Here is a 23,978-nt window from a genome sequence, read left to right on the forward strand (position 1 = left end):
CGAGACGCTCATGCCCATCAACCCGCTGCTTCAGGATCTGGCCCGACTCACCTCGGAAGGCCGCAACCCGGCCACCCTCGACATCGACACCCAAAGCGCACTGGAGATAGTCACCACCATCAACGCCCAGGACAAGCAGGTGCCGGCGGCGGTGGAACAGGTGCTGCCCGCCATTGCCGCCGCCGTGGAGCGAATTGAACACGCCCTGCGCCGGGGCGGCCGGCTGGTCTACACCGGCGCCGGCACCAGTGGCCGGCTGGGGGTGCTGGATGCCTCGGAATGCCCGCCTACCTTCAGCGTGCCCCAGGGCCTGGTGGTGGGGCTGATCGCCGGCGGCGAGGCGGCCATGTTCAAGGCCCGGGAAGGGGCAGAAGACAACGAGCAACAGGGCGAACAGGATCTGCGCGATATCGGACTGACGGCAAATGATGTGGTGGTGGGCATTGCCGCTTCGGGGCGCACTCCCTATGTGATTGGCGGGCTGCGCTATGCACGCGGACTCGGCGCCGGCACGGTGGCGCTGGCCTGCAATGCCGGCTCGGCCATCGGCCGGGAAGCGGACATCGCCATTGAGCCCGAGGTGGGCCCAGAGGTGATCACCGGCTCCACCCGGCTCAAGGCCGGCACCGCCCAGAAGCTGGTGCTCAACATGCTCAGCACCGCTGCCATGGTGCGCCTGGGCAAGGTCTACCAGAACCTGATGGTGGATCTGAACGCCAGCAACCTAAAGCTGGAGGCCCGGGCCATTCGCATCGTGATGCAGGCCACCGGCGAGGACGAACACACCGCCGCCGAGGCATTGGCGGCAGCCGATAACGAAGTGAAGCTGGCCATATTGATGCTGCTATCGGGGCTGGACAAGACCGAGGCCCGTGCTCGCCTGGCTCAGGGTCAGGGCGTACTGCGCCGGGCGTTGACCCTATAGAGCGCCAGCCTCACTCGTTTCCACCCGGTTACGGCCGCCACTCTTGGCCCGGTACAGTGCCTCATCGGCCCGGGTGAGCATTTCCCGGGCCTGGTCGCCGGGGCCGATGGCGGTCACGCCAAAACTGCAGGTGCGCCGGCCAATCACCGGAAAGGCTTCCTGCTCAATGCGCCGGCGCAATGCCTCCGCCAGCCGGTAGGCGCCTTCCACATCGGTGTTGGGACAGAGGATCAGAAACTCCTCGCCGCCCCAGCGTCCCGGACAGTCACTGCGCCGGGTGTGCTCCCGCATCAGCGCCGCCAGCCGGCGCAGCACCTGATCCCCCACCGCATGGCCACAGCTGTCGTTGACCTGCTTGAAGTGATCCACATCCAGCATCACCACCGCAAAACCGGTACCGTAGCGCTGATAGCGGTGGATCTCCCGGGCCAGCAACTGCTCCATATGGCCCCGATTGGCCAGTCCGGTGAGGGCATCCGTGGTGGACACCCGCTCCAGCTCGCGGTTTTTGCGCTCCAGAATGTCCTGATGTTCCATTTGTTCGGTAATGTCCATGGCCATGCCAATGTAACGGGCATCGGCGGCATCGACATCGCCGTAACGGCGGGCGGCGAAACGAAACCAGCGCACGGCGCCCTCCGCACTCACAAAACGGCCTTCGCTGTGCCATTCCCGGCGCTGCCCGGCAATGGCGTCGTTCCAGCTGGCCACCACTCGTTCCCGGTCTTCCGGGTGCAGCGCCTCGATCCAGCCGGCGCCGAGCAGGGTGTCGGTGTCACGACCGAGCAAATCGCTGTAATAGCGGTTGGAGTAAATATTGTGGCCGCTGGCATCGGCCTCAAATACGCCCATGGGCGAGAACTCCGACAGCGCCCTGAAGCGCTGTTCACTGGTGCGCAGGGCTTCTTCCGACTGCTTGCGCTCGGTGAGATCGGCAATATTGATGGCAATGCTCTCGATATCACCCTGCTCTCCGGCCACAGGATGGCCGCTCATGCGGCAAAAGCGCCGACCCGCGCCGCTGAAATTCATCCAGGTTTCGAAGACAAAGGCGGTGCCCTTGAGAGCCGCATCAAAACGCGGCTTCATCTGCGCTTTGAACAGCACTTCACCATACAGCTCCCACAGGGCATGACCTTCTATCTCGTCCCGCTCCCGCTGGTGGTATTCCAGGTAACGGCGGTTCACCTGCTGGTAACGGTAGTTGGCCCCCACCAGCGCCATCAGCTCGTCGGCGGCGTTGACGATCTCCCGGTAGCGCACCAGCCGGGTCTGAAACTCGTGCTTTTCGGTCACGTCCTGACTGATGGCGAAGTAACTGGCAACCCGGCCGTCCATGTCGCGAACCGGGGTGATCATCACCTTTTCGATACACTCGTTACCGGCACGGGTGCGGTTGATAAACTCTCCCTCCCAGGACCGCTCCTTCCTGAGTTCACGCCACAGGGCGCGGTAGGTGGCCGCCGGCGTGCGCCCCGATGACAGCATTCCGGGTTTTCGGCCGAGCACTTCGTCCGGAGTGAAACCGGAATGAGCCAGAAAGGCGCGGTTCACATAAATAATGCGTCGGTCGAGATCGGTGATCATCACCGATGACGGCATCTGCTCAATGGCCTGGTAAAGGTGGGCCAGATCGTTCACCACCCGGCGCTCACGCAGGCTGCTGCTGTGCCAGTGACGAAGAAACGCCAGCGACAATAACCACATCAGACCCAGGCCACCGCAGCCAAGGAGCGCGCGCAGGCGCCAGCCCGCCAGCACCCGTTCCCGCTCAATGGCGGCAAAGGCCCGAATCGGCTGCTGGCCCAGCTGGCGAAGGGCAAACAGGTACTGCTCCCCCATCACCAGCCGGGTGCCGTAGGCGTCAAACTCATTGGCCGCCAGTTGCCGCTCCAGCCGTTGCAGCAGGAGCGGCAGATAGGTATCGTCCCCCGCCACCAGCAGTGGCTGGCCGAGGTTATCGAGCAGCATCAGGTGCTGGCCACCAAAGCCGTCACCGCTTTCCAGCTCGGCCTCAATCCGCACTGTGTCCAGCGTGGCCAGCAGCACGCCGGCCTGGCCGTCCGTCGTTCCGGTCACCAGCATGGCCACGCCCAGCCGGCCATGCTCAATGCCGGTAAAGGACGCCTTGCCGGCCCTCAGCCCTTCCATCACCCAGTCCGGCGCCGAAGGCCGGTTGCCGGCGCCCTCGCCGGCACTGGCGGCGACCCGGCCATCGTCATCAAACAGGGTCAGGCTGCTCAGGGAAGGAGCCGCGGTGAGGTTCATCAGCAGCCGGCGGCGCAGTGTTGCGGGCGATGCAAGGGCCCGGGCGTGACTTTCCAGATCATGGCGGGTGTCGTGCAACACGTGATCCGCCGACACCAGCGCAATATCCACAGCGCTGCCAAAGGCGCGCAACTGGGTTTGCAGACGCTCACCGGCGCTTTGCAGGCTGGTGCGGTGATCCTGATACAGCCCCCAGGCCAGCATGGCGGTGATCAGCAACAGCAATGCCAGCACGCCGGCCACTATGGTACGGATCAACCGGTTGTCGAGCGGTTTGTCCGACTCGGAGAGATGAAACGGCCGGGACTGCATCACTCGAGCACCACCCGTTGGGCCTGCTGCACCAGCTCGGGATCCAGCCCCATTTCCCGCACCAGTGCCGGCTCCAGCCGCCGAGCGATACCCCGCCAGCGGGCCAGGCTGGCCTCGCTGGGGGTGGCGATATCGACGCCGTGCTCCTGCAGCACCCGACGAGCCCGGTGCTGAGCCTCGGCGGCGGCACTGCGCTGGGCATCGACCACCGGCTCCCAGCTGTCACGCACCAGCCGGCGCAATTCCTCGGGCAGCGACTGCCAGAAGCGGGCACTGATCATGGGCACATACTGGGCAAAATATTCCCTGTCTTCAAAGCCAAAGCGCACGCCCTGGTTCCACAGCTCGGCGCTGCGTACCGTTTCGTGGGTGGACAGCAGCCCCTGAACCCGGCCCTGCTCCAGGGCATCGGGCAGATCGGGCCAGGGGATCAATACCGGACCGGCCTCAAAGGCTTCCAGCCGGCCCCGGTTGGCGGCGCCGCCGGGAATGCGAATGCGCAGCCCGGCCAGATCGGCATGACGCCCCACTCGAGTGTCGGTGAAATACAGATGAGCATAGCCGAGATCCAGCCAGCGCCCCGGCACCACCACTCCCAGATCCCGCTCGATGCGCGCGCTCACCCGGCGACCGATATCACCGTCGCGCACCCGGTAATGCTGCACCGCCGGCAGGCCATAGAACATCGGTAGCATGTACAGGCCCACGTCGGGCACATAACGGTCCAGCTGCCACATGCCCGGCACCGCCATTTCCACCTTGCCGCCGGCGAGCGCCGCAATCACGTCCCGATCCCGAAACAGCCGGGCGCTGTGGTGAAACTGCACTTTCAGCCGGCCCTCACTGGCCCGCTCCAGCCGTTCGGCAAAGCGGGCAATGGCCCGGGTTTGCACATGATCGGCGGTGTTCTCGGTGGAGATCCGCAACACCCGGGCCGACGGTGTGGGTGCTTCGTTTAACGGCGCCCCGGCCCAGGCCGGCCCCAGGCCGCCGAGCAGAGTCAGGATCGCGCCCAGCACACAGTGCCGGCTGTTCCTGAATGTTTCCCTCATGGATATTCCTTTCGCTGATGATGGTGAACGCAGAAACCGGCAGCACAATGCCCGGACCGCCGTTTTCCGTCAGCGTAACCGGAGCATTGTCGCAAATCATTGATATGGATTGTATTTAAGAGCGTTTTAGCTGGCTATTGGCCATTGGAACAATGAGTGACCGGCTCACGAGGAGGCGTCGTCCTCTTCCCGGGCCAGGCGGGCGCGCAGCTTTTCTTCGCGCTTGCGGTACCAGTGGGCCTTGAACGCCGTCCACCAGTCGTCGGAGAGTTCGCCGCCATAGGCTTCAAGCAAGGCGATCACTCTGTCCAGGGTCAGCAGGGCGGCGTCGTAGTCGATGTCCAGCCAGTGCTTGCGCACCACCACCTTGACCACCCCCGGCTCGGCGTCAAACACCCGCGCCAGCTTTTCTATCTGCAGCTGGTTCATGTGATCCAGCTTGAGATGACGCCGCACCAGCGCCCGGTCGTCGGCGCCCGAATCTGCTGTCATGTGCCGCTCCTTCGCGTAACAATGAATTCAGACCGAGTTAAGAGCAAAGCCCGGCCAAAGGCAAGCTCACCTTGTTGCAATGGCGGGCCGGCTGTTTCACCATATCGTGGAAACCGTTTTCAAATTTGTAAGAGGCACGCATGGACACCACCGTCACACTCAAGGCCACCGCCGGCCTGCCCGCCGTAGCACTGCCGGCCATTGGTCAGGGCACCTGGTATATGGGCGAAGGGCTCAACCCCCGTCAGGCCGAGGTCAGGGCCCTGCAACAGGGGCTGGATTTGGGACTCAAGCTTATCGACACCGCCGAAATGTACGGGGACGGCGGCGCCGAGGAAGTGGTGGGCGAAGCCCTGAAAGGCCGTCGCGACCAAGCGTTTCTGGTGTCCAAGGTCTACCCCTGGAACGCCGGCCGCCGCAGCGCCATTGCCGCCTGTGAGGCCAGCCTTCGGCGCCTGGGCACCGACCACCTGGATCTCTACCTGCTGCACTGGCCGGGCAGCATTCCGCTGGAAGAAACCCTGGCAGCCTTTGAACAACTGCAGGCGGACGGCAAAATAAAACGCTTTGGCGTGTCCAACTGCGACCTGGGCGAGATGCAGGAACTGGCCTGGACCGACGGCGGCGACCAGTGTGCGGTGAACCAGGTGCTCTATCACCTGGGCTCCCGGGGCATTGAACACTCGCTGCTGCCCTGGCAGCGGGAACAGGGCCTGCCCACCATGGCCTATTGCCCATTGGCCCAGGGTGGCCGGCTGCGCCGGGAGCTGTTCGGTCACGCCGAGCTGCAGACCATTGCCGGCGATCTCGGCGTGACCGTGGCCCAGCTGCTGCTGGCCTGGGCCATTCGCCCGGTGAACGGCAAGCGCGACGTCATCGCCATTCCCAAGGCGGTTCAGCCCGAGCACGTGCAGCAAAATGCCGACGCCCTCACGCTTGACCTCAGCGACGAAATACTCGCCCGCCTCGATGCCGCCTTTCCGGCGCCCAACCGCAAGATTCCGCTGGACATCGTCTGATTCACCCACGCCCCGGCCAGCGCCGGGGCGGCTTTTCCAACCGACTTGTGGCTAATTGAATCCACTCCTTCGCCACTGCTATGCTGCCTCTCTTTCTCCGTTGACCGCATAAGGAAGCAGTGTGGACTACCAGCAAAACATGCCCAATGCCGAGGGCTATTTCGGCGAATTTGGCGGCTCCGAGATCCCGCCTGCGCTCAAGCAGGCCATGGACGACATTACCCAGGCCTACCACGAAATCTGCCAGCGCGAGGATTTTCAGCAGGAACTGCAGCGCCTGCTGACCCACTTTGTGGGCCGGCCCAGCCCGGTGTATCACTGCGAGCGCCTGAGCGAACAGCTGGGCGGCGCGCAAATCTACCTGAAGCGGGAAGATCTCAACCACACCGGCGCCCACAAGATCAATCACTGCCTGGGCGAAGCCCTGCTGGCCCGCTTTATGGGCAAGAAAAAGGTGATCGCCGAAACCGGCGCCGGCCAGCACGGCGTGGCCCTGGCCACCGCCTGTGCCCTGGTGGGCATCCCCTGCGAAATTCATATGGGCCAGGTGGACATCGAGAAAGAGCATCCCAACGTGATGCGCATGAAGATCCTCGGCTGCACCCTGGTGCCGGTCACCCGCGGCACCGCCACCCTGAAGGATGCGGTCGACAGTGCCTTTGAGGAGTATCTGAAAAACCCCACCGATTACATCTACGCCATCGGCTCTGTGGTGGGCCCGCATCCCTTTCCCATGATGGTGCGGGATTTTCAGAAGGTGATCGGCCGTGAGGCCCGGGCTCAGGTACAAGAGCTGACCGGCGAGCTGCCGGACGTGATCCTGGCCTGCGTGGGCGGCGGCTCCAATGCCATGGGGCTGTTTGACGCCTTCCTCAACGACGAGTCGGTACGCATTCTGGGCGTGGAGCCCGGTGGCAAAGGCCTCGATACCCCGGATCACGCCGCCACCATGAGCCTGGGTACTCCCGGGGTGATCCACGGTTTTCGCTGCCACGTGCTGCAGGATGAGAGCGGCGAGCCGCTGCCGGTGCATTCCATCGCCTCGGGCCTGGATTACCCGGGCGTGGGACCCCAGCACAGCTACCTGAAGGAAATGGGCCGGGTGGAATACACCAGCATCACCGACGAGGAATGTCTGGAGGCCTTTATGACCCTGTCACGCACCGAGGGCATTATTCCGGCACTGGAAAGCGCCCACGCCGTGGCTCAGGCCATCAAGCTGGCGCCGACCCTGAGCCAGGACAAGGTCATTCTGGTCAACCTCAGCGGCCGGGGCGACAAGGATCTGGACTTCGTCTGCCGTAAACTGGGGCTGTAATCACCCAGGCCGGTCAGACCACCTGGCCGGCCACCCAGCCGGAACTCCAGGCCCACTGAAAGTTATAGCCTCCGAGCCAGCCGGTCACGTCCATCACCTCGCCGATGAAGTAGAGGTTGGGCACCTTTTTCGCTTCCATGGTCTTGGACGACAGTTCGTCGGTATCCACCCCGCCCAGGGTCACCTCCGCGGTGCGGTAGCCTTCGGTGCCGCCCGGTTGCAACGACCAGGCCGCCAGGTTTTGCTCCATGGCCGCCAGCTCTTTCGGGGTATACTGCTTGAGAGGTTTGCTGACCAGCTCGCCCCGGGCCAGCAGGGCGTCCACCAGCCGTTTGGGCAAATGCCGCGCCAGCCAGGTTTTCAGCTCCTGATTGGGGCTTTCCGCCACCGCCCGCGCCAGGCTGCCTTCCGGCAGCAGTTCAAAGTTCACCCGCTCGCCGGGTTGCCAGTAGGACGAGATCTGCAATACCGCCGGGCCGGACACGCCTCTGTGGGTAAACAGCAAATTCTCGGCAAAACGGGTGCCGTCCTCGCTTTCGGCCACCACCGGCAGACTGACCCCGGCCAGGGCTTCAAGGGTCTGCTTGTCTTCAGGCTGCAGGGTAAAGGGCACCAGACCGGCGCGGGTAGGCAGTACGCTGAGGCCAAATTGCTCCGCCAGCCGGTAGCCAAAGGGGGAGGCGCCGATTTTGGGCATCGACAGCCCCCCGGTGGCCACCACCAGCGACTGGCAGCTGTACTCCTCGCCCGCCGTGGCCACAGCAAAGCCCTCACCCAGCCGGTCCACATTCAGCACCTCGGACCGCAACCGTATGGTCACCCCGGCGGCGTCACACTCTGTGACCAGCAGGTCGACGATGTTCTGCGCCGAATCATCGCAAAACAGCTGCCCCAGGGTCTTTTCGTGATAAGGGATGCCGTGCTTGTCGACCAGAGCGATAAAATCCCACTGGGTGTAGCGGGCCAGGGCCGATTTCACAAAGTGGGGGTTGGTGCACAGGTAAGCCCCCGGCTCCACATGGTAGTTGGTGAAGTTGCAGCGGCCGCCCCCCGACATCAGGATCTTGCGGCCAATGCGCTTGCCGTGATCCAGCACCAGCACCCGGCGGCCCCGCTTGCCGGCCTCGGCGGCACACATCAGGCCGGCAGCGCCGGCACCGATCACGATTACATCCCAGGCCTGCATGGCATATCCTCAATCATGACAAAAGGCGCATTTTACCTGCCACGCCGCCGTCCCGCTATGTTGGCCAGGTTGGCTGTGGGTATAATTGCTTCCATGAGCGACTTAGCCACCCACTTCAATCGATTAAGCACCCTGCTGGCACGCCACCGTGGCGACTGGCAGCGACTGCCCTTTGCCTGCCGTACCCTGCCCTGGCCCGAGCTGACGCCGGTACTGGAAACTCTTTCAGAAGCCAAGCTCGACGCACTGGAGGCCGACCCCAAGTCAGCCCTGGCGCTACTGGCCCCCCACCGCCCCGAGATGGTGGCCGTGCAGCACTGGCCGGTGCCCGAGCTGCACAGAGCCCATGATTACGCCACGCCCCGCTGGAGCAGCGGCATTCCCGGCCGAAAATGGGCACAGATACGGGATTTTGCCGCCAATATCAGCGCCACTCATCCCATTCTGGAGTGGTGCGCCGGCAAAGGGCACCTGGGCCGCCTGCTGTCACTGGAGCAACAACAAGCGGTGACCAGCCTGGAGTGGAGCGCCGCACTGTGCCAGCAGGGGGAGGCCCTCGCCGGCAAGCTCGGCCTGGACCATCGCTTTCACTGCGGCGATGCCCTGGCCCCCGAGGCCGCCGGGCTGTTTAAACGGCAGCAACAGGCGGTGGCGCTGCATGCCTGCGGCGAGCTGCACCTGCGCTTTCTGCGCCACGGCGCCGCCGCCGGCACGCAGGCACTGGCGCTGTCGCCCTGCTGTTACCACCTGATCGACGGCGAGCACTACGCACCGCTGTCGGCGGCCGGACAACAGGCCGGCCTGCGCTTAAGTCGCCACGATCTGCGCCTGCCCTTGCAACAGCAGGTCACCGGCGGCGAGCGGGTACGGCGGCTGCGCCATACCGAGCTGACCTGGCGACTGGCCTTTGACGAGCTGCAACGAGAGCTGACCGGCGAGAACAGTTACCTGCCGCTGCCGGCCTTTCCCAAACAGCTGCTGAGCGGCGACTTTGCGGCCTTTGCCCGCTGGGCCTGCGAGAAAAAGGGGCTGGCCCGGCCCGCTTCCCTTAACAGCGAACACTGGCTCGCCCTGGCCGATGCCCGCCGGCTGCTGGTCAAGCGCATCGAACTGGTGCGCCATCTCTACCGCCAGCCACTGGAGCTGTGGCTGCTGCTCGACCGGGCGCTGTATCTGGAAGAACAGGGCTACCGGGTCACGCTCGGCACTTTTACCGAGCAGGCCAACACGCCCCGCCGCTACCTTATTCAGGCTCATCGCCCCTGACACCAAGGACAGGAGATCCCATGCAAACCCCAGTACGCTTTCTTCCCCCCACCGCCTTTGAGCTGTTGATGATGGTGCTGTCCATCGTCTCGCTGGTGGCCATAGTGCTGCACCAGTTTGGCCCCTTTAACGCCGCCGAAAAAGAGCTGCTGCTCTATCTCGACACCAGCATCTGCGTGATCCTGCTCAGCCACTTTTTCTACGGTCTGTTCACCGCCCACGACAAGAAGCGCTTTCTCAAGGTGCACTGGATCGACTTTATCGCCTCCATTCCGGCCATTGATGTGCTGCGCTATGGCCGGATTTTCCAGGTATTGCGGGTGCTGCGCATGCTGCGGGTGGCCAATCAGGTGATTCGCCACCTGCTGAGAAACAGCGGCAGTACCATGATGGCCACCATGCTGCTGATCCTGGTGGTGGTGATCAGCGGCAGTGCCATCGCCATCCTGATGACCGAGGCCGGCAATCCCGACTCCAATATCGAAACCGCCGAAGACGCTCTGTGGTGGGCGCTGGTCACCATTTCCACCGTGGGCTATGGCGACTATTATCCGGTGACCACCGCCGGGCGCGTTATCTCATCGGTGGTGATCTTTGCCGGTGTCAGCCTGTTCGCCGGTATTTCCGGCCTGGTGGCCTCGGCGGTGCTGAGCCCCAAGGCCGAAGAGCAGCAAGAAGCAGTGGAGCACGCGGTGGAAACCGAAGAGCAGGAAGTGAATCAGCAGCTGAATGCCCTGCGGGCAGAAGTGGCCTCACTGCGGGAAGAAATTATCTCCCTTAAAACCGTGCTTGGCGAAAACAGGCTATAGACTTAATGATACTTGTACCCATGCGGCGCTTCGGCCTATGCTGGCGGTGTTGCAAAACTTTCGTGCAGCTCACGGTTTGTTAGCTAACGGATTGATAGAGTTGATAAAAAAGGAGATTTGTCATGACTGAGCCGTATCAGTACAAACACATCCTTGCGGCGGTCGACATGACCGAAAAAAACCGCAAGGTCATCGCCAAGGCGGTGGATCGGGCCCGCGCCAATAACGCCAAGTTGTCGGTTATTCACGTGGACGTCGACCTCAAGGATCTCTACACCGAGATGATCGACATCGACATCGACAACATTCAGGATCAGGTGGTGGCCGATGCCAAACAGCGTCTGGAAGATTACCTGGCCGGCGTTGACTACCCGGTAGAGAAAAAGCTGGTGATCTGCGGCGATCTCACGCTGAAAGTGAACGAAGCGGTAGAGCAGCACGGTGTCGACCTGCTGATCTGCGGCCATGAGCAAAGCTTCTGGAGCCTGCTCACTTCCTCTGCCCGCCAGCTGATGAATACCGTGCCCTGCGATCTGCTGGTTGTGCCCCTGCCCAAGAACTGATTATTCAAATGGGTGGCCGGTTACTGACCACCCACTTCCTCAAGCAAGCCCCTGAACCACACCAGCGCCGGATCGAATTCGGTCAGCGGATGCTGAGCCAGCACATAGGTGCTGTGCAACGACTCGCTCAGGTTATGCGCCCGCAACGGATAGTAGTAACAGAGATCCCGGCCAATCAGTTCCGGCACCACCGCCAGGTAACGGCCGGTGGCCAGCAGTCGTGGCAGCGCCTCAAAACTGGGTACCCAGACACCAATGTGCCGCGCCAGCCCCTTTTCACTCAGCCAGCCTTCCACCAGGGTCTGGTTATGACCCCAGTTGGAAGTAGACACATGACTCCAGCTCACCAGTTGCGCCGGCTCGATGACCTCGGGCAGATCACTGTCTTTGGCCGACAGACACACCATGGGGTTCTGAAACCAGGTGTCGGTCAGCAACCGTTCCGACAGATGGTCGGCGCCGGCAAAGCTCACCACCAGATCCAGCTCGGCCCGTGCCAGGGCGTCTTCGTAATCGGAGTTGACCAGCTCGCTCACCGCCAGCCGGCAGCCTGGCGCCTTGCGGTGCAGTAGCTCCACCAGTTGCGGCACCACGCCGTGCTCAATGGACGAGGGCACCGCCAGCCGAAAGGTGCGCCGAGAGCGCCCCGGCTCAAAGCCCGCCGACTGCCGCACCCCCTGCTCCAGCAGGGCCAGGGCCTGGCGCACCGGGGTCGCCAGGGCCTGGGCTCTGTGGGTAGGGCGCATTTCCTTGCGGGTCATCACAAACAGCGGGTCGTCCAGGGTCTGGCGCAGCCGGCCAAGGGCATGGCTGACCGTGGACTGGGACAGGTTGAGCCGCTCCGCCGCCCGGGTGACATTACGGCTTTGCATCAGCACATCGAACACTCTGAGCAGGTTCAGATCCAGCCGTTGAAACAAGTTATCCATCGATATTTACCATACCTTTATGATGACAATTCATTTTTACCATAAGCACGCCGGCCATAGAATGCCGGCCATCGAGTTTATCGTCGGCGTGGTGATTAAGCGTCTTGATGGCGGTTCGGTCGAACAGTGTTTGGGCATGGTGGCATCATGGGGGGTACTGCCTGTCTCGGGTCGCGCAAGCGGCACGAAAAACGAACGGTTCATGATCGGGCAATCCTGTTTGCCACGCTGACAACCTCTTCGGGCCCTGTCTTTCGACAGCGAGCCCAACAAGTTCTGCGTGTGGTGTTGAACCACTTTTGTTTGGGGACGTCATTCTCTCCTTTATGACAAACCTGCTATTGGTCCCGGGCCGGCGCATTGCGCCGGCTTTTTTTATGCCCGGCCTTGCCCCTCGCTGGATCACCCTGTCGCTTTACGCCATCATGGCGCCCATTCGTTTACCAATGGTTATCATTTACCCATGTCTTATCTGGTTTTTGTCACCCTGCTGTGGGCCTTTTCCTTCAGCCTGATTGGCGTGTATCTGGCTGGCGCCGTGGACAGCTATTTCTCGGTGCTCACCCGCATTGCCCTGGCCGCTCTGCTGTTTGCGCCGTTTTTGCGCTGGCGCCAGCCGCCCCGGCTGGCCGCCGGCCTGATGCTGTGCGGTGCCCTGCAGCTGGGCATCATGTATCTCTTCTATTACCAGTCGTTTTTGTTGCTGACGGTGCCGGAAGTACTGATCTTCACCGTGCTCACGCCGGTGTACGTGACCCTGGTGTACGACCTGCTGCACAAGCGCTTTCGCCCCGGTTATCTGTTTACCGCCCTGCTGGCGGTACTGGGGGCGCTGGTGATCCGTTTTGACGGTCTGACCGACGACTACCTGCTCGGCTTTGCCGTGGTGCAGGGCGCCAACCTCTGTTTTGCCCTGGGCCAGGTAGGCTACAAGGTGCTGCTGGAGCGCTACCCGTCCACCGAGCCCCAGCACCATCGTTTTGGCTACTTCTACCTGGGTGCCCTGCTGGTGGTGACCCCGGCCTGGTGGTTGCTGGGCGGCGACACGTATCCCGCCACCCCGCTGCAATGGGGCATTTTGTTGTGGCTGGGGCTGGGCGCCTCGGGGCTGGGTTATTTTCTGTGGAACAAGGGCGCTACCCTGGTCAACGCCGGGGCCCTGGCGATCATGAACAACGCCCTGGTGCCTGCCGGCCTGCTGGTAAACCTGCTGATCTGGAACCGGGATGCCGATCTGCCCCGTCTGGCTCTGGGCGGGGCCATAATCCTGGCATCACTGTGGCTCAATGAGGCCTGGATCAAGGTTTCAAGACCGGCGCTGAGCGGGTAAGGCTCCCGGTCACAAAATCGGCATTTGCCGCTCTTTGAAGCATGGCTTTTGGCAACAGGCTCTTTACACTGAATGGCATAAAAAACGTGCGAGGAGAGCCATCATGTTCAAGGGCATATTACTGGAAGAATCCGGCAAACAGACTCACGCCAGCCTGCAGCGCCTTAATGAGCACCAGCTCACCACCGGCGATGTGCTGGTGAAGGTGGATTACTCCACCCTTAACTACAAGGACGCCCTGGCCATTACCGGCAAGGGCAAGATCGTACGCAACTGGCCCATGGTGCCCGGCATCGACTTTGCCGGCACCGTGCTGTCATCGGACAATCCCGCCTACCGCATTGGTGACGAAGTGCTGCTCACCGGCTGGGGCGTGGGCGAGCAGAGCTGGGGCGGCCTGGCGGAAAAAGCCAGCGTCAAGGGTGACTGGCTAATCCCCCTGCCCGCGGGCATGAGCGCCAAGCGCGCCATGGCCATCGGCACCGCCGGCTTTACCGCCATGCTGGGAGTGATGGCGCTGGAGCAGGCCGGTGTCAAGCCGGGCCAGGGCCCGGTGCTGGTGACCGGCGCCACCGGCGGCGTGGGCTCCATCGCGGTGCGGCTGCTGGCCAAGGCCGGCTTTGAAGTGCATGCCTCCACCGGTCGCCCCGAGCACGCCGACTGGCTGAAAAGCCTGGGCGCTCACACCATCATCGACCGCATTCAGCTCGATCAGGAGCCGGCGGCGCTGGAGTCTCAGCACTGGGCCGGCGCCATCGACGCCGTGGGCGGCCGCACCCTGGCCCGCATTCTCAGCCAGACCAAAATGTACGGGGCCGTGGCCGCCTGCGGCCTGACCGGCGGCGTGGCCCTCAATACCACCGTCATGCCCTTTATTCTGCGCGGCGTGCAACTGCTCGGCATCAACTCGGTGCATATTCCGAAGGAAAAACGCATTGAAGCCTGGCAGCGGGTTCACCAAAGCCTGCCGGTCAATTACGAGAATGACGTCAAAGAGCTGACCCTGGAGCAAACCATTGAGGCCGCCCACGACATGGTGGCCGGCAAACCGGTCGGCCGGGTGGTGATCCAGCCCTGAGTGGCATTGACCAGCTATGATGACAAAGAGCCCGCGAGGGCTCTTTTTTATGGCCATACTCAAGACCGGTAAAAAGTGTTATAAAGTAACAAATACCTTTGCTTTCGATCCCTTATGAACACCGCCATTCCCACTCATCTCATCATGGGCTTTCTCGGTACCGGCAAGACCACCCTGCTGCGTCACCTGCTGGCCCATAAACCGGAGCACGAGCGCTGGGCCATTCTGGTCAACGAGTTTGGCGAAGTGGGCATCGACGGCGCCCTGCTGACCGATCAGGGCGCCCTTATCAAGGAAATTCCCGGCGGCTGCCTGTGCTGCGTGGCCGGGCTGCCGTTTCAGATTGGCCTCAATGCCCTGCTGCACAAGGCCCGGCCCGACCGGCTGCTGATCGAGCCTACCGGCCTGGGCCACCCCAGCCGGGTGATGGACATTCTCACCAACGAACATTACCGGGACGTACTGAGCCTGGGCGCCGCCTTTTGCCTGATCGATCCGCGCCAGTGGAGCGACGCTCGCTACCGGGAGCATGAAACCTATCAGGATCAGCTGGCCCTGGCCGATGTGGTGGTGGCCAACAAGACCGACCTGTGCAGCGAGGTCGAACTGGCCCGGCTGCGTGACGACATCGCTCAGGGACCCGAGCCGAAGCAGGCGCTGGTGGAAACCGAGCAGGGCCGGCTGAGCCCGAACTGGCTGCAACAGCCCCACACACCGGAACGCCGGGCCGCCCATCCCCAGGCCCACGCCGGCAAGGCCGGGCGGCCAGTGGTGGCCGCTCCCGAGCCCAAACTCAGCCGGGGCCAGCCCTGGCGGCGCTATGCCAATCATGGCGACGATCACTTTTCCCTGGGCTGGCGCTTTCTTGACGAGGTGGTGTTCGATCTGGCCGCCGTGCGCGCCTTTTGTGAGGTGCAAAAAGTGGCCCGGCTCAAGGCGGTGCTGCACACCGAAGACGGCTGGTGGGCCTTTAACCAGACCGACCGGCTCAGTGTGTACCGCCTGGCACCACAAAAAGAGAGCCGCATAGAGCTGATTGATGCCTCGCCTCTGGCTATGCTACCTCTGCATGAGCAGCTGATGAAAACGGTCACTTCTTTGCCCGCTTCATAAAACTGTCACTCCAGTGTCTTAATCTGCCGGCCTTTGTCAGGGTGAAGGGTTGGCCGCATGAAGGTATCGCTGTTTTCGTTGTTGTCGTCGCTGGGGCTGATGCTGCTGGCGTTGTTGCTGGCCGGTGCCTTCTATTTGGGAGACCGGCAGCTCAAGCAGGGGGAACACAGCCGGGCCGAACTGGAGCAGTTGCGTCGCCACGCCAACATTGATCTGTACCGCACCATTTCCGCCTATCTCGCCGAGGGTGATGCCAGCCTGCTGACCGAGGCCGGCCGGCAACTGACCGCCATGGCCGAGGCGCTCACGCACATTGAGGGTGGCGAGCCGGCCCGCAACGCGGTAACCACCCTGCACCGGCAACTGACCCACGACTTTCGCGAGGCGGGCAAGCTCTCGGGCAACAGCCAGCAACTGCTACAACACGCCGAACAGGAGCTGGCCGACCAATTACGCGCCCTGGCCCGCTATGCCGACACCGAACACAGCCTGGCCGGCCGCTATCAGACCCTGGTGGCGGAAATGCTGGCATCCCTGCCCCGCCTGGTGCACCTGCGCCAGGACTACATGAACGAGGGCGACAACAAGCTCAGGCAAAGCCTCGACTTTCAGCTCGCCGAATTGAACAAGCTCGGCAACCAGTTGAAGGCCCTGCCCCTGCTCGGCATCTACCAGACCCCGGAGGTGGACGAGTTCGCCCTGCGCCAGCCCAAGCCGGTGGAAGTGGGAGATGCGCCCAAGCGGGAGCTGCAAAGCCTGTTGCGCCGTTACCCCAAGGAGCTGGCCAATACTCAGGCGGGGCTGGAGCAGCGCACGCGGGCCGCCGCCGCCCTCAGCGCCGGCCTCGGCGAGATAGAAAGCCGCCTCGACACCCTGGTGGCCAGCCGCGAGGCCGCGCGCCAGCATACCTATCACCGGCTCAGTCTGGTGCTGCTGGGGCTGTGCTCGGCGCTGCTGCTGTTCGCCCTGCTCAGCTATCTGTTCCAGCGCGGCCTGGTGGTGCGCCGGCTCGACCAGCTGCGCAACGCCTTTGGCCAGCTGCTGCACGAGGGCGAACTCACCCCCCTGGCGGTGACTCATCCCAACAGCGAGCTGGGCCAGATTGCCAACAGCTTCAATGGCCTGCTGGAGCGGCTGCAGCGCCAGCAAGGGGAGCGGGCCGCCCAGCTACAGCAGGTGTCGGCGGCCCTGCAAGGCATGATCGAGGAAGTACAGGACATTCAGCAGCACACCCAGAACAACGACGGCACCCTGCAGACCAGCCTGACCATGGTGGAGGAGCTGAACCGGCTCACCGAGCAGATGCGTCGGGCCAGCGACGACATCGCCCATACCGCCCGGGACAACCTGCAGGCCATGGACATCAGCCGCAAGCAGGTGGAGCAGCTGGCCCACAGCGCCGGCGACAGCCGCCGGGCGGCCCTTACCGGCCGGGAATCCCTGGCCAGCCTGGGCCGCTCGGTGGACGATGCCGCCGCCATTATCGGGGTCATTCGCCAGATTGCCGAACAGACCAACCTGCTGGCACTCAATGCCGCCATTGAGGCGGCCCGGGCCGGGGAACATGGCCGGGGCTTTGCAGTGGTGGCCGACGAGGTACGCAAACTGTCGGGCCACACCCAGGGGTCGCTGGAGGAAATTGCCGACATCATGGATCGGCTGCGGCTGTCGAGCGACGAGCTGGGGGGCACCATCGACCGCATGATGCAGGCGGCGGAAGATCAGCACACCCAGGCCCAGACCCTGCTGGAGGTCACCGAGCAGGTGAGCGAAACGTCACGGGCCACCACCTCGGTGGCGGAGCGGGGCGCCGGTCATGCCGACAGTCAGGCCGGCGAGCTGGGCCGCTTTATGGCACTGATGGACGAGCTGAAAACCCGCTCGGCCGAGGTCTCGGACCGGGCCGGCCAGGTCACCGGCCATATTCGCCATCAGGCCGGTGCCATTACTCAATTGCTGGGCCCGACTTAAAGCGAGTCCAGTGGCACCTTGAGGTAACGGCGGCCTTGCTCGTCCGGGTCGGGCAAGCGGCCGGCACGAATATTGACCTGAATGGACGGCAAAATCAGCCGGGGCACCGCCAGGGTGGCATCGCGCTCGGTGCGCATGGTCACAAAGGCGGCCTGGCCGACCCCGTCACGCACATGAATATTGCCCTGTTTCTGTTCCGCCACCGTGGTACGGCAGGCATGCTCCCGGCCCTTGGGCGGATAGTCGTGACAGACATAGATGTCGGTGCTTTCCGGCAGCGCCAGCAGGCGCTGCACGGACTGATACAGCCGCTCGGCGCTGCCACCGGGAAAGTCACAGCGGGCGGTACCCAGATCCGGCATAAACAGGGTATCGCCCACAAACACAGTACGCTCGTTGACCACATAGGCGATGTCCGCCGGGGTATGACCGGGCACATGCATGACCCGCGCGCTCAGCTCGCCCACCGCAAACTGCTCGCCATCGGCAAACAAATGGTCAAACTGGCTGCCATCGGACAACAGCTCCTTTTCCAGCCCAAACACTTTCTGAAAGATGCCCTGCACCTCGCGAATATGCTCGCCAATGGCGATGCGCCCGCCCAGTTGCTGCTGAATAAAGGGTGCCGCCGACAGGTGATCGGCATGGGCATGGGTTTCCAGTATCCAGTCCAGGGTCAGCCGCTGCTCACCGATAAAGTCCACCAGCCGCTGCGCGGTGGCGGTGCCGGTACGGCCCGAGTGATAGTTGAAGTCCAGCACCGGATCGATCACCGCCGCCCGACCACCGGGCTGGTCGTAGAGCACGTAGCTGAAGGTTTCGCTGTCCTGATCCAGAAAGGCTCGAACACAAGGCTGGTTCATGGCTGTCTCCCGCAAGCACCAAAACATTAGATTAAACTAATATATAGCATTCACGCGGGCCGCTGGCCAGTTTTTACCCGTTTACAGGGCCTGCTTTACATAGAGGTCGAAGCGATTGTTCTTGCTGGCGATGTGCGCCGAGGGTTTGACCTCGTCAAGAAAGCCGGCGTAGTCGGGGCGCTTGACCACTACCCGGGCCCGGGCCAGTTCCAGCGCCGGCGCCAGCAGGCTGTCGGCGTCGAGGTCGGCACCCACCAGAGAATGAAACACCCGCATTTCCTTTTTCACCAGCGCCGCCTTTTTCTTGTGGGGAAACATGGGGTCGAGATAGACCACGTCCGGCTGCTGTTGAATGTCACTCAGGCCTTGCCCAAAGGGCAGCAGGTGCAGCCGTTCACGCACCCAGGGGCCTATGTCCCCGTCGGCGGCGGCCCGGCGCAGGCCGTCTTCCAGCAGGGCATGCACCACCGGGTGACGCTCGCACAGGGTCACGGTGCAGCCCAGTGAGGCCAGCACAAAGGCGTCCCGCCCCAGGCCGGCGGTGCCGTCCACCACACTGGGGTTGTGACCATGCTTGAGCCCCACCGCTTTGGCGATGGTCTGGCCCCGGCCGCCGCCAAACTTGCGCCGGTGCGCCGCGGCGCCGGCCACAAAGTCCACAAACACGGCCCCCAGTCTGGGCTCGTCCAGCTTGTGCAACTCCAGCCGGCCCTCGGTGAATACCAGGGCAAAGGGCGCGGCGGCGGCCACGCCGCTCAGGCGCACGCAAAGGCGCTCGGCCTCGGCGGCCAGGGCAGGATCCTGCAGCTCAATCTGCAGCGGGTACGGTGTGTCCGGCATAGGACTCCAGGAAAATCAGCAGTTCACGAAGGGGCATGGGTTTGGCGATCAGATATCCCTGCAAAAAATGGCAGGGCTGAGTCGAGAGGTAGGCGGCCTGGGCCTGGGTTTCCATGCCTTCGATCACCACCTTCATGCCAAGATCGCCGATAATGCGCAAAATCCCTTCCAGCAGCAAGCCGTCTTTTTGATTGCCGGGCAGATGGTCGATAAAGCTTTTGTCGATCTTGACCATGTCGATGGGAAAGGCGCGCAAATAGTTGAGTGCCGAGAAGCCGGTGCCGAAGTCGTCAATGGCAATGTGGCAGCCGGCCCGGCGCAGGGCACCAATGCGCTCCAGATGGTGCTCGTTGCCCTGCATAAACAGGGATTCGGTGATCTCGAAAATAATCTGGCTGGGTGACAGCTGATGGCGCTCGATGATCGACAGCCATTCGTCGCCGTCCAGCCCCAGGCTCTGAAACTCCAGACTGGAGCGGTTGATGGCCATGTGCAGTGTATGGCCGGCCTGCTGCAGCCGGCGCAGATCGGCACAAGCCCGGTTCAGCACCCAGTCGCCCAGGGCCTGCACCATGCCGCTTTCTTCCGCTACCGGCACAAACTCCATGGGAGAAATGGCACCCAGCTCCGGATGTTGCCAGCGCACCAGGGCTTCCAGCTTGCTCACCCGGCCGGTGGCGGTGTCGACGATGGGCTGGTAATGCAGGCGCAGCCCCCCCTGGCGAATGGCCTCGGTCAGATCGTGCTGCAGGCGCATGCGCCGGCTCTGGCTGCGGTTCAGACGGTCGTCGTACAGGGCCAGTGACTCCTTCTTTTGCTTGGCGCCGAACAGCGCCTGCTCGGCATGCTGCAGCAGGCTTTCGGCGTCTGTTTCATCCATACCGGGCCAGAGGGCGCCGCCCAGCGTGGCGTCCACATACAGTTGCTGATCGGCCATCAGCAGCGGCCGGGCCAGGGCGCTGAGCACATGCCGGCCGAAAATACGCGCCTGACGGTGATGCACTATGCCCGGCACCAGCAGGGCAAATTCGTCACTACCGATGCGCGCCAGGTAATCGCCGCTGCGCAGCCGGCCGCGCAGCCGGGCGGCCACCTCCTGCAACACCCTGTCCCCCACCCTGTGATTCATGGCGTTGTTAAACAGGCGAAAGTTGTTGATATCGAGGATCATCAGCGCAAAGGGCTCGCTCAGCCGGCAATGGCGGGTCAGCCGCTGCTGAAAACTGGCCCGGTTGGCCAGGCCGGTAAGGCAGTCTTTTTCTTCCGGGGGCGCGCCCTGTTCAACCGTGTCGGGCTGGCCCATGTCGCTGAATACCGCCACATAACGCACACTGCCGCCCGGCCCGACCAGCGAGCTGATGCGTAACCGCTCCGGATACACCTGGCCATTGCTGCGCCGGTTCCACACCTCCCCCTGCCAGCGGCCCTGCTCGCTCAGATCCCGGTTCATGTGCCGGTAGAACTCCCGGCTGTGCAGGCCCGAGCGCAGCAGCGACGGATAACTGCCCCGCACTTCGGCTTCATGGTAGCCGGTGACCCGCTCAAAGGCCGGGCTGACCTGCTCGATACGGCTGTTGCCGTCGCAGATCATCACCCCTTCCGGCTGCTCCAGCGCCGGAATAAAGCGCAGGCTCAGCCCCTGAGGCGTCGTGGCCCGGGGGCGCAGGCTGGCCAGGGTGCCCATCAGGCACAAGGGGGCGCCCTGCGCGTCCCGCACCAGGGTCAGCTGGGTTTCGCCCAGCAGCAAGTGACCGTTGGCGTGCAGGTAATGCTTTTCCATCACCGCAATGCCCAGCTCCGGCTCGTCCGCCAGCCGGCGGTACAGGCGCCGGGTTTCCGGCCAGTCTTCACCCAGGCTGAATTCGCGCAGGGAATGGCCGCGCATGCTGTCGCCATCCTGCCCGGTAATGCGTTGCACCGCCCGGTTGGTCCACTCCACCACACCATCGGGAGTGGCGCGCACCAGGGGCAACGGAAAGTACTCAAACAGCGGCAGCAACGACACCGCTTGTTGCGCCCGGTCGGGATGGGTAAAAACAGAGGCGAAAAAGCCCAGCCAGGCTCCTCTCAGCTGACGGGCATGGCGCTGATGCCGAAACAGCAGCAGGGCGTGGTCCGGATAGAGGGCGGACAGCGACAGAAACTGACCGGAGCCCATGTTCAGGGGGCGGCACAAGGGGTAAGTAAGACGCTGATAGGGGCGGTCGCCCAGACCGGAAAGGGGCTCGTCGGGCAGGGCCATGCCGGCTGCCAGCAACGGCTGCCACTGTGTGCCCTGCCGGCGGCACAGCAGCACGCCGTCGGCCAGACGCTGCTCCACCAGCTGACTGACGCACCAGAGGTTAAACCAGGACGATACCCCGTGATCCATTGTTGCATCTCATTCGTAAATACCTTCCCCATTGTGCCTGCATAACCGCGGCGGCTCTACCCTGTGCTGGGGATCAAAAAAGGTGGCCATAGCCACCTTTGTCGGGTTGATCACATTCAGGCGGCAATGCCCGAGTGACGCAGCAGCGCATCTATGCTCGGCTCGCGGCCGCGGAACTGCTTGAACAACTCCATCGGCTCTTTGGAGCCACCCTGCTCCAGTACCGCATGCAGGAAATCGCGGCCGGTTTTGGGTGAGAATACCCCTTCTTCCTCAAAACGGGAGAAGGCATCACTCGACAGCACCTCGGCCCACTTATAGCTGTAATAGCCAGCCGCGTAGCCACCGGCGAAGATGTGGGAGAAACCGTGCTGAAAACGGTTAAAGGCCGGCGGGGTCAGCACCGCCACCTGGCTGCGCACCTCGTCGAGAATGGCCTGTACCCGGCCCGGCTCGGCGCATTTGTCGTCCATGTGCAGACGGAAGTCGAACAGGGCAAACTCCAGCTGGCGCAGCATCATCAGCGCCGAATGGTAGTTGCGCGCCGCCAGCATGCGCTCCAGCAGATCCGCCGGCAGCGGCTCGCCGGTTTCATAATGGCCGGAGATGAAGGCCAGCGCCTCGGGCTGCCAGCACCAGTTTTCCAGAAACTGGCTGGGCAGCTCTACCGCATCCCAGGCCACGCCGTTGATGCCGGCCACCCCGGCCACATCGACCTTGGTGAGCATGTGGTGAATGCCGTGACCGAATTCATGGAACAGGGTCAGCACTTCGTTGTGGGTAAAGAGCGCCGGCTTGTCGCCCACCGGGCCGTTGAAGTTGCAGGTGAGGTAGGCCACCGGCTTTTGCAGGCTGCCGTCTTCCCGGTAGCGCCGGCCGATGCAATCGTCCATCCAGGCGCCGCCGCGCTTGTTGGCGCGGGCATAGAGATCCAGGTAGAAACTGCCACGCAGCTCGCCGGTTTCATCGAAAATATCGAAAAAGCGCACGTCCGGGTGCCACTCTTCCACGCCGAAACGCTCCACCACCTTGATACCGAACAGCCGCTTCACGGTTTCAAACAGGCCATGCACCACCTTGTGTTCGGGAAAATAGGGGCGCAGCTCCTCGTCGGAGATGGTGTACTTGTGCTGCTTGAGCTTTTCGCCGTAATAGCTCAGATCCCAGGCATTGAGCTCGGTCACGCCGTGCTGATCCCTGGCGAAGTCGCGCAGCTCGGCCAGCTCGGCCTTGCCCTGAGGGTGGCTGCGGTCGGCCAGTTGCTCGAGAAAGTCCAGCACCTGCTGCTCGCTGTCCGCCATCTTGGTGGCCAGCGACACCTGGGCGTAGTTGTCATAGCCCAGCAGCCCGGCCAGTTCCTGTTTGAGCGCCAGGGTTTCCTCGATGATGGCGGTGTTGTCAAACTCGCCGGCATTGGGGCCCTGATCCGAGGCGCGGGTGGTAAAGGCGTAATACATTTCCTCGCGCAGGGCGGCGCTGTCGGCGTACATCATCACCGGCAGGTAAGAGGGAATATCGAGGGTGAATACCCAGCCGTCCAGCTCCCGGGCCTTGGCCTGGGCTTCGGCGGCGGCCAGCGCCGATTCGGGCAGACCGGCCAGTTCGGACTGGTCGGTCACCTGCTTGTGCCAGGCCTGGGTGGCGTCGAGCACCCGGTTGGCAAAGGTGGACGACAGCTCCGACAGCCGCGCCTGAATTTCACCAAAGCGACGCTTCTGCTCCGCTTCCAGGGCAATGCCCGACAGGCGAAAGTCGCGCAATGTGTTGGCCACTTCCTTTTGCTGAGCCAGGCTCAGCTTTTTGAAATCGTCCCGGTCGGCCAGGCCTTGATAGGCTTCAAACAGTCCCTGATGCTGACCCATCCAGGTGTGGTATTCCGACAACAGCGGCAGGCAGGACTCATAGGCCTGGCGCAGCTCGTCGCTGTTCATCACGCTGTTGAGGTGGCTCACCGGTGACCAGATGCGGCTAAGGTGATCGTTCACTTCTTCCAGCGGCGCCACCAGGTTGTCCCAGGTGAACTCCTCATGGCGGGCCAGCACGGTTTCCACCCGCTTTTTACAATCCGCAATGGCGTGCTCCACGGCCGGCTTTACGTGTTCCGGCTTGATCTGACTGAACGGCGGCAGGCCGTCCATGGTGAGAAGCGGATTTGTCATGGTCCTTTACCTCTTGTTGTTTTGGCCATCGCGCTGCGCCCGGCAGCCGAGGGAATACCCCCTAACATGGTGATAATGGCGATAATGTTCAAGCCTTTACTGCCCCTGCCTTGC

At 63.1% G+C, this 23,978-nt stretch carries 19 protein-coding genes; 10 read left to right on the forward strand and 9 right to left on the reverse strand.

The genetic code is table 11. From position 1 onward, the window contains the following. Window positions 1-10: 10 nt before the first annotated feature. Entirely contained in the window at window positions 11-925 is a 915-nt protein-coding gene (gene murQ / locus Q9290_RS11275) for an N-acetylmuramic acid 6-phosphate etherase (protein ID WP_306079750.1), read from the forward strand. Here the strand turns inward: murQ and Q9290_RS11280 are convergent. The 3 genes from Q9290_RS11280 to Q9290_RS11290 form a co-directional block, all read right to left on the reverse strand. Further along, window positions 920-3,505 carry a sensor domain-containing diguanylate cyclase gene (locus Q9290_RS11280; protein WP_306079886.1) on the reverse strand — a complete coding sequence of 862 codons (2,586 nt, stop codon included), beginning with the start codon at window positions 3,503-3,505 and terminating at the stop codon, window positions 920-922. The genes murQ and Q9290_RS11280 overlap by 6 nt on opposite strands. Then, window positions 3,505-4,557, reverse strand: coding sequence for a TRAP transporter substrate-binding protein DctP (dctP, locus tag Q9290_RS11285; protein WP_306079751.1), 1,053 nt, complete (start codon window positions 4,555-4,557; stop codon window positions 3,505-3,507). The genes Q9290_RS11280 and dctP overlap by 1 nt, the downstream gene beginning before the upstream one ends. A gap of 165 nt (window positions 4,558-4,722) precedes the next feature. Next, a complete protein-coding gene (locus Q9290_RS11290; protein WP_306079752.1) occupies window positions 4,723-5,049 on the reverse strand; it encodes a hypothetical protein in 327 nt (108 codons plus the stop codon). A 140-nt stretch (window positions 5,050-5,189) separates the two neighbouring features. Here Q9290_RS11290 and Q9290_RS11295 point away from each other — a divergent pair, with 140 nt between their 5' ends. Beyond that, a complete protein-coding gene (locus Q9290_RS11295) occupies window positions 5,190-6,068 on the forward strand; it encodes an aldo/keto reductase (RefSeq protein WP_306079753.1) in 879 nt (292 codons plus the stop codon). 121 nt (window positions 6,069-6,189) lie between these two features. Next, on the forward strand, window positions 6,190-7,386 hold the full coding sequence (gene trpB / locus Q9290_RS11300) for a tryptophan synthase subunit beta (protein ID WP_306079754.1): 1,197 nt from the start codon (window positions 6,190-6,192) through the stop codon (window positions 7,384-7,386). A 13-nt stretch (window positions 7,387-7,399) separates the two neighbouring features. On the opposite strand, the gene Q9290_RS11305 is transcribed toward trpB, so the two are convergent. Next, the gene (locus tag Q9290_RS11305; protein ID WP_306079755.1) at window positions 7,400-8,572 is read right to left on the reverse strand and encodes a BaiN/RdsA family NAD(P)/FAD-dependent oxidoreductase; all 1,173 of its coding nucleotides are present in this window, start codon (window positions 8,570-8,572) and stop codon (window positions 7,400-7,402) included. 93 nt (window positions 8,573-8,665) lie between these two features. On the opposite strand from Q9290_RS11305, the gene Q9290_RS11310 reads away from it, so the two are divergent. The 3 genes from Q9290_RS11310 (at window position 8,666) to Q9290_RS11320 (ending at window position 11,210) form a co-directional block, all read left to right on the forward strand. Beyond that, complete coding sequence (locus Q9290_RS11310; protein WP_306079756.1) at window positions 8,666-9,838, forward strand: methyltransferase; 1,173 nt, start codon at window positions 8,666-8,668, stop codon at window positions 9,836-9,838. Window positions 9,839-9,858: 20 nt separating this feature from the next. Then, window positions 9,859-10,647, forward strand: a complete 789-nt coding sequence (locus Q9290_RS11315) for an ion transporter (protein WP_306079757.1) — start codon at window positions 9,859-9,861, stop codon at window positions 10,645-10,647. A 122-nt stretch (window positions 10,648-10,769) separates the two neighbouring features. Further along, the gene (locus tag Q9290_RS11320; RefSeq protein ID WP_306079758.1) at window positions 10,770-11,210 is read left to right on the forward strand and encodes a universal stress protein; all 441 of its coding nucleotides are present in this window, start codon (window positions 10,770-10,772) and stop codon (window positions 11,208-11,210) included. A gap of 20 nt (window positions 11,211-11,230) precedes the next feature. Here Q9290_RS11320 and Q9290_RS11325 read toward each other — a convergent pair whose 3' ends face one another. Beyond that, window positions 11,231-12,139, reverse strand: coding sequence for a LysR family transcriptional regulator (locus Q9290_RS11325; RefSeq protein ID WP_306079759.1), 909 nt, complete (start codon window positions 12,137-12,139; stop codon window positions 11,231-11,233). Between the two features lie 463 nt (window positions 12,140-12,602). Between Q9290_RS11325 and Q9290_RS11330 the strand changes: the two genes are divergently transcribed. The 4 genes from Q9290_RS11330 to Q9290_RS11345 all read left to right on the forward strand — a co-directional run bounded on the left by Q9290_RS11330 (window position 12,603) and on the right by Q9290_RS11345 (window position 17,631). Then, window positions 12,603-13,469 carry a carboxylate/amino acid/amine transporter gene (locus Q9290_RS11330; protein WP_306079760.1) on the forward strand — a complete coding sequence of 289 codons (867 nt, stop codon included), beginning with the start codon at window positions 12,603-12,605 and terminating at the stop codon, window positions 13,467-13,469. A gap of 103 nt (window positions 13,470-13,572) precedes the next feature. Continuing rightward, window positions 13,573-14,547, forward strand: a complete 975-nt coding sequence (gene acuI / locus Q9290_RS11335) for an acrylyl-CoA reductase (NADPH) (RefSeq protein ID WP_306079761.1) — start codon at window positions 13,573-13,575, stop codon at window positions 14,545-14,547. Window positions 14,548-14,661: 114 nt separating this feature from the next. After that, on the forward strand, window positions 14,662-15,660 hold the full coding sequence (locus Q9290_RS11340; RefSeq protein ID WP_306079762.1) for a CobW family GTP-binding protein: 999 nt from the start codon (window positions 14,662-14,664) through the stop codon (window positions 15,658-15,660). A gap of 57 nt (window positions 15,661-15,717) precedes the next feature. Further along, the gene (locus tag Q9290_RS11345) at window positions 15,718-17,631 is read left to right on the forward strand and encodes a methyl-accepting chemotaxis protein (RefSeq protein WP_306079763.1); all 1,914 of its coding nucleotides are present in this window, start codon (window positions 15,718-15,720) and stop codon (window positions 17,629-17,631) included. Here the strand turns inward: Q9290_RS11345 and Q9290_RS11350 are convergent. The 4 genes from Q9290_RS11350 to prlC form a co-directional block, all read right to left on the reverse strand. Continuing rightward, window positions 17,628-18,494 (reverse strand): MBL fold metallo-hydrolase, encoded by an 867-nt coding sequence (locus Q9290_RS11350; RefSeq protein ID WP_306079764.1) that lies wholly within the window; start codon window positions 18,492-18,494, stop codon window positions 17,628-17,630. The two genes, Q9290_RS11345 and Q9290_RS11350, sit on opposite strands and share 4 nt — an antisense overlap. An 81-nt stretch (window positions 18,495-18,575) precedes the next feature. Continuing rightward, a complete protein-coding gene (locus tag Q9290_RS11355; RefSeq protein ID WP_306079765.1) occupies window positions 18,576-19,334 on the reverse strand; it encodes a class I SAM-dependent methyltransferase in 759 nt (252 codons plus the stop codon). Continuing rightward, window positions 19,303-21,705: a putative bifunctional diguanylate cyclase/phosphodiesterase gene (locus Q9290_RS11360; protein WP_306079766.1), complete on the reverse strand. Its 2,403-nt coding sequence runs from the start codon at window positions 21,703-21,705 to the stop codon at window positions 19,303-19,305. The genes Q9290_RS11355 and Q9290_RS11360 overlap by 32 nt, the downstream gene beginning before the upstream one ends. Before the next feature lie 116 nt (window positions 21,706-21,821). Then, window positions 21,822-23,864, reverse strand: coding sequence for an oligopeptidase A (gene prlC / locus Q9290_RS11365; RefSeq protein WP_306079767.1), 2,043 nt, complete (start codon window positions 23,862-23,864; stop codon window positions 21,822-21,824). Between the last annotated feature and the right edge of the window lie 114 nt (window positions 23,865-23,978).

The organism is Oceanimonas aquatica (assembly GCF_030732065.1).
In the GTDB taxonomy this organism is placed as follows: domain Bacteria; phylum Pseudomonadota; class Gammaproteobacteria; order Enterobacterales; family Aeromonadaceae; genus Oceanimonas.

What these genes read in the sequence shown, in the direction of transcription:
- Q9290_RS11310 (WP_306079756.1), top strand. Translation starts at nt 8,666, where the DNA reads ATGAGCGACTTAGCCACCCACTTCAATCGATTAAGCACCCTGCTGGCA.
- Q9290_RS11280 (WP_306079886.1), bottom strand. Translation starts at nt 3,505, where the DNA reads ATGCAGTCCCGGCCGTTTCATCTCTCCGAGTCGGACAAACCGCTCGAC.
- Q9290_RS11360 (WP_306079766.1), bottom strand. Translation starts at nt 21,705, where the DNA reads ATGGATCACGGGGTATCGTCCTGGTTTAACCTCTGGTGCGTCAGTCAG.
- Q9290_RS11320 (WP_306079758.1), top strand. Translation starts at nt 10,770, where the DNA reads ATGACTGAGCCGTATCAGTACAAACACATCCTTGCGGCGGTCGACATG.
- acuI (WP_306079761.1), top strand. Translation starts at nt 13,573, where the DNA reads ATGTTCAAGGGCATATTACTGGAAGAATCCGGCAAACAGACTCACGCC.
- Q9290_RS11345 (WP_306079763.1), top strand. Translation starts at nt 15,718, where the DNA reads ATGAAGGTATCGCTGTTTTCGTTGTTGTCGTCGCTGGGGCTGATGCTG.
- Q9290_RS11315 (WP_306079757.1), top strand. Translation starts at nt 9,859, where the DNA reads ATGCAAACCCCAGTACGCTTTCTTCCCCCCACCGCCTTTGAGCTGTTG.
- Q9290_RS11325 (WP_306079759.1), bottom strand. Translation starts at nt 12,139, where the DNA reads ATGGATAACTTGTTTCAACGGCTGGATCTGAACCTGCTCAGAGTGTTC.
- Q9290_RS11290 (WP_306079752.1), bottom strand. Translation starts at nt 5,049, where the DNA reads ATGACAGCAGATTCGGGCGCCGACGACCGGGCGCTGGTGCGGCGTCAT.
- Q9290_RS11350 (WP_306079764.1), bottom strand. Translation starts at nt 18,494, where the DNA reads ATGAACCAGCCTTGTGTTCGAGCCTTTCTGGATCAGGACAGCGAAACC.
- Q9290_RS11295 (WP_306079753.1), top strand. Translation starts at nt 5,190, where the DNA reads ATGGACACCACCGTCACACTCAAGGCCACCGCCGGCCTGCCCGCCGTA.
- prlC (WP_306079767.1), bottom strand. Translation starts at nt 23,864, where the DNA reads ATGACAAATCCGCTTCTCACCATGGACGGCCTGCCGCCGTTCAGTCAG.
- dctP (WP_306079751.1), bottom strand. Translation starts at nt 4,557, where the DNA reads ATGAGGGAAACATTCAGGAACAGCCGGCACTGTGTGCTGGGCGCGATC.
- Q9290_RS11305 (WP_306079755.1), bottom strand. Translation starts at nt 8,572, where the DNA reads ATGCAGGCCTGGGATGTAATCGTGATCGGTGCCGGCGCTGCCGGCCTG.
- Q9290_RS11355 (WP_306079765.1), bottom strand. Translation starts at nt 19,334, where the DNA reads ATGCCGGACACACCGTACCCGCTGCAGATTGAGCTGCAGGATCCTGCC.
- murQ (WP_306079750.1), top strand. Translation starts at nt 11, where the DNA reads ATGCCCATCAACCCGCTGCTTCAGGATCTGGCCCGACTCACCTCGGAA.
- Q9290_RS11340 (WP_306079762.1), top strand. Translation starts at nt 14,662, where the DNA reads ATGAACACCGCCATTCCCACTCATCTCATCATGGGCTTTCTCGGTACC.
- Q9290_RS11330 (WP_306079760.1), top strand. Translation starts at nt 12,603, where the DNA reads ATGTCTTATCTGGTTTTTGTCACCCTGCTGTGGGCCTTTTCCTTCAGC.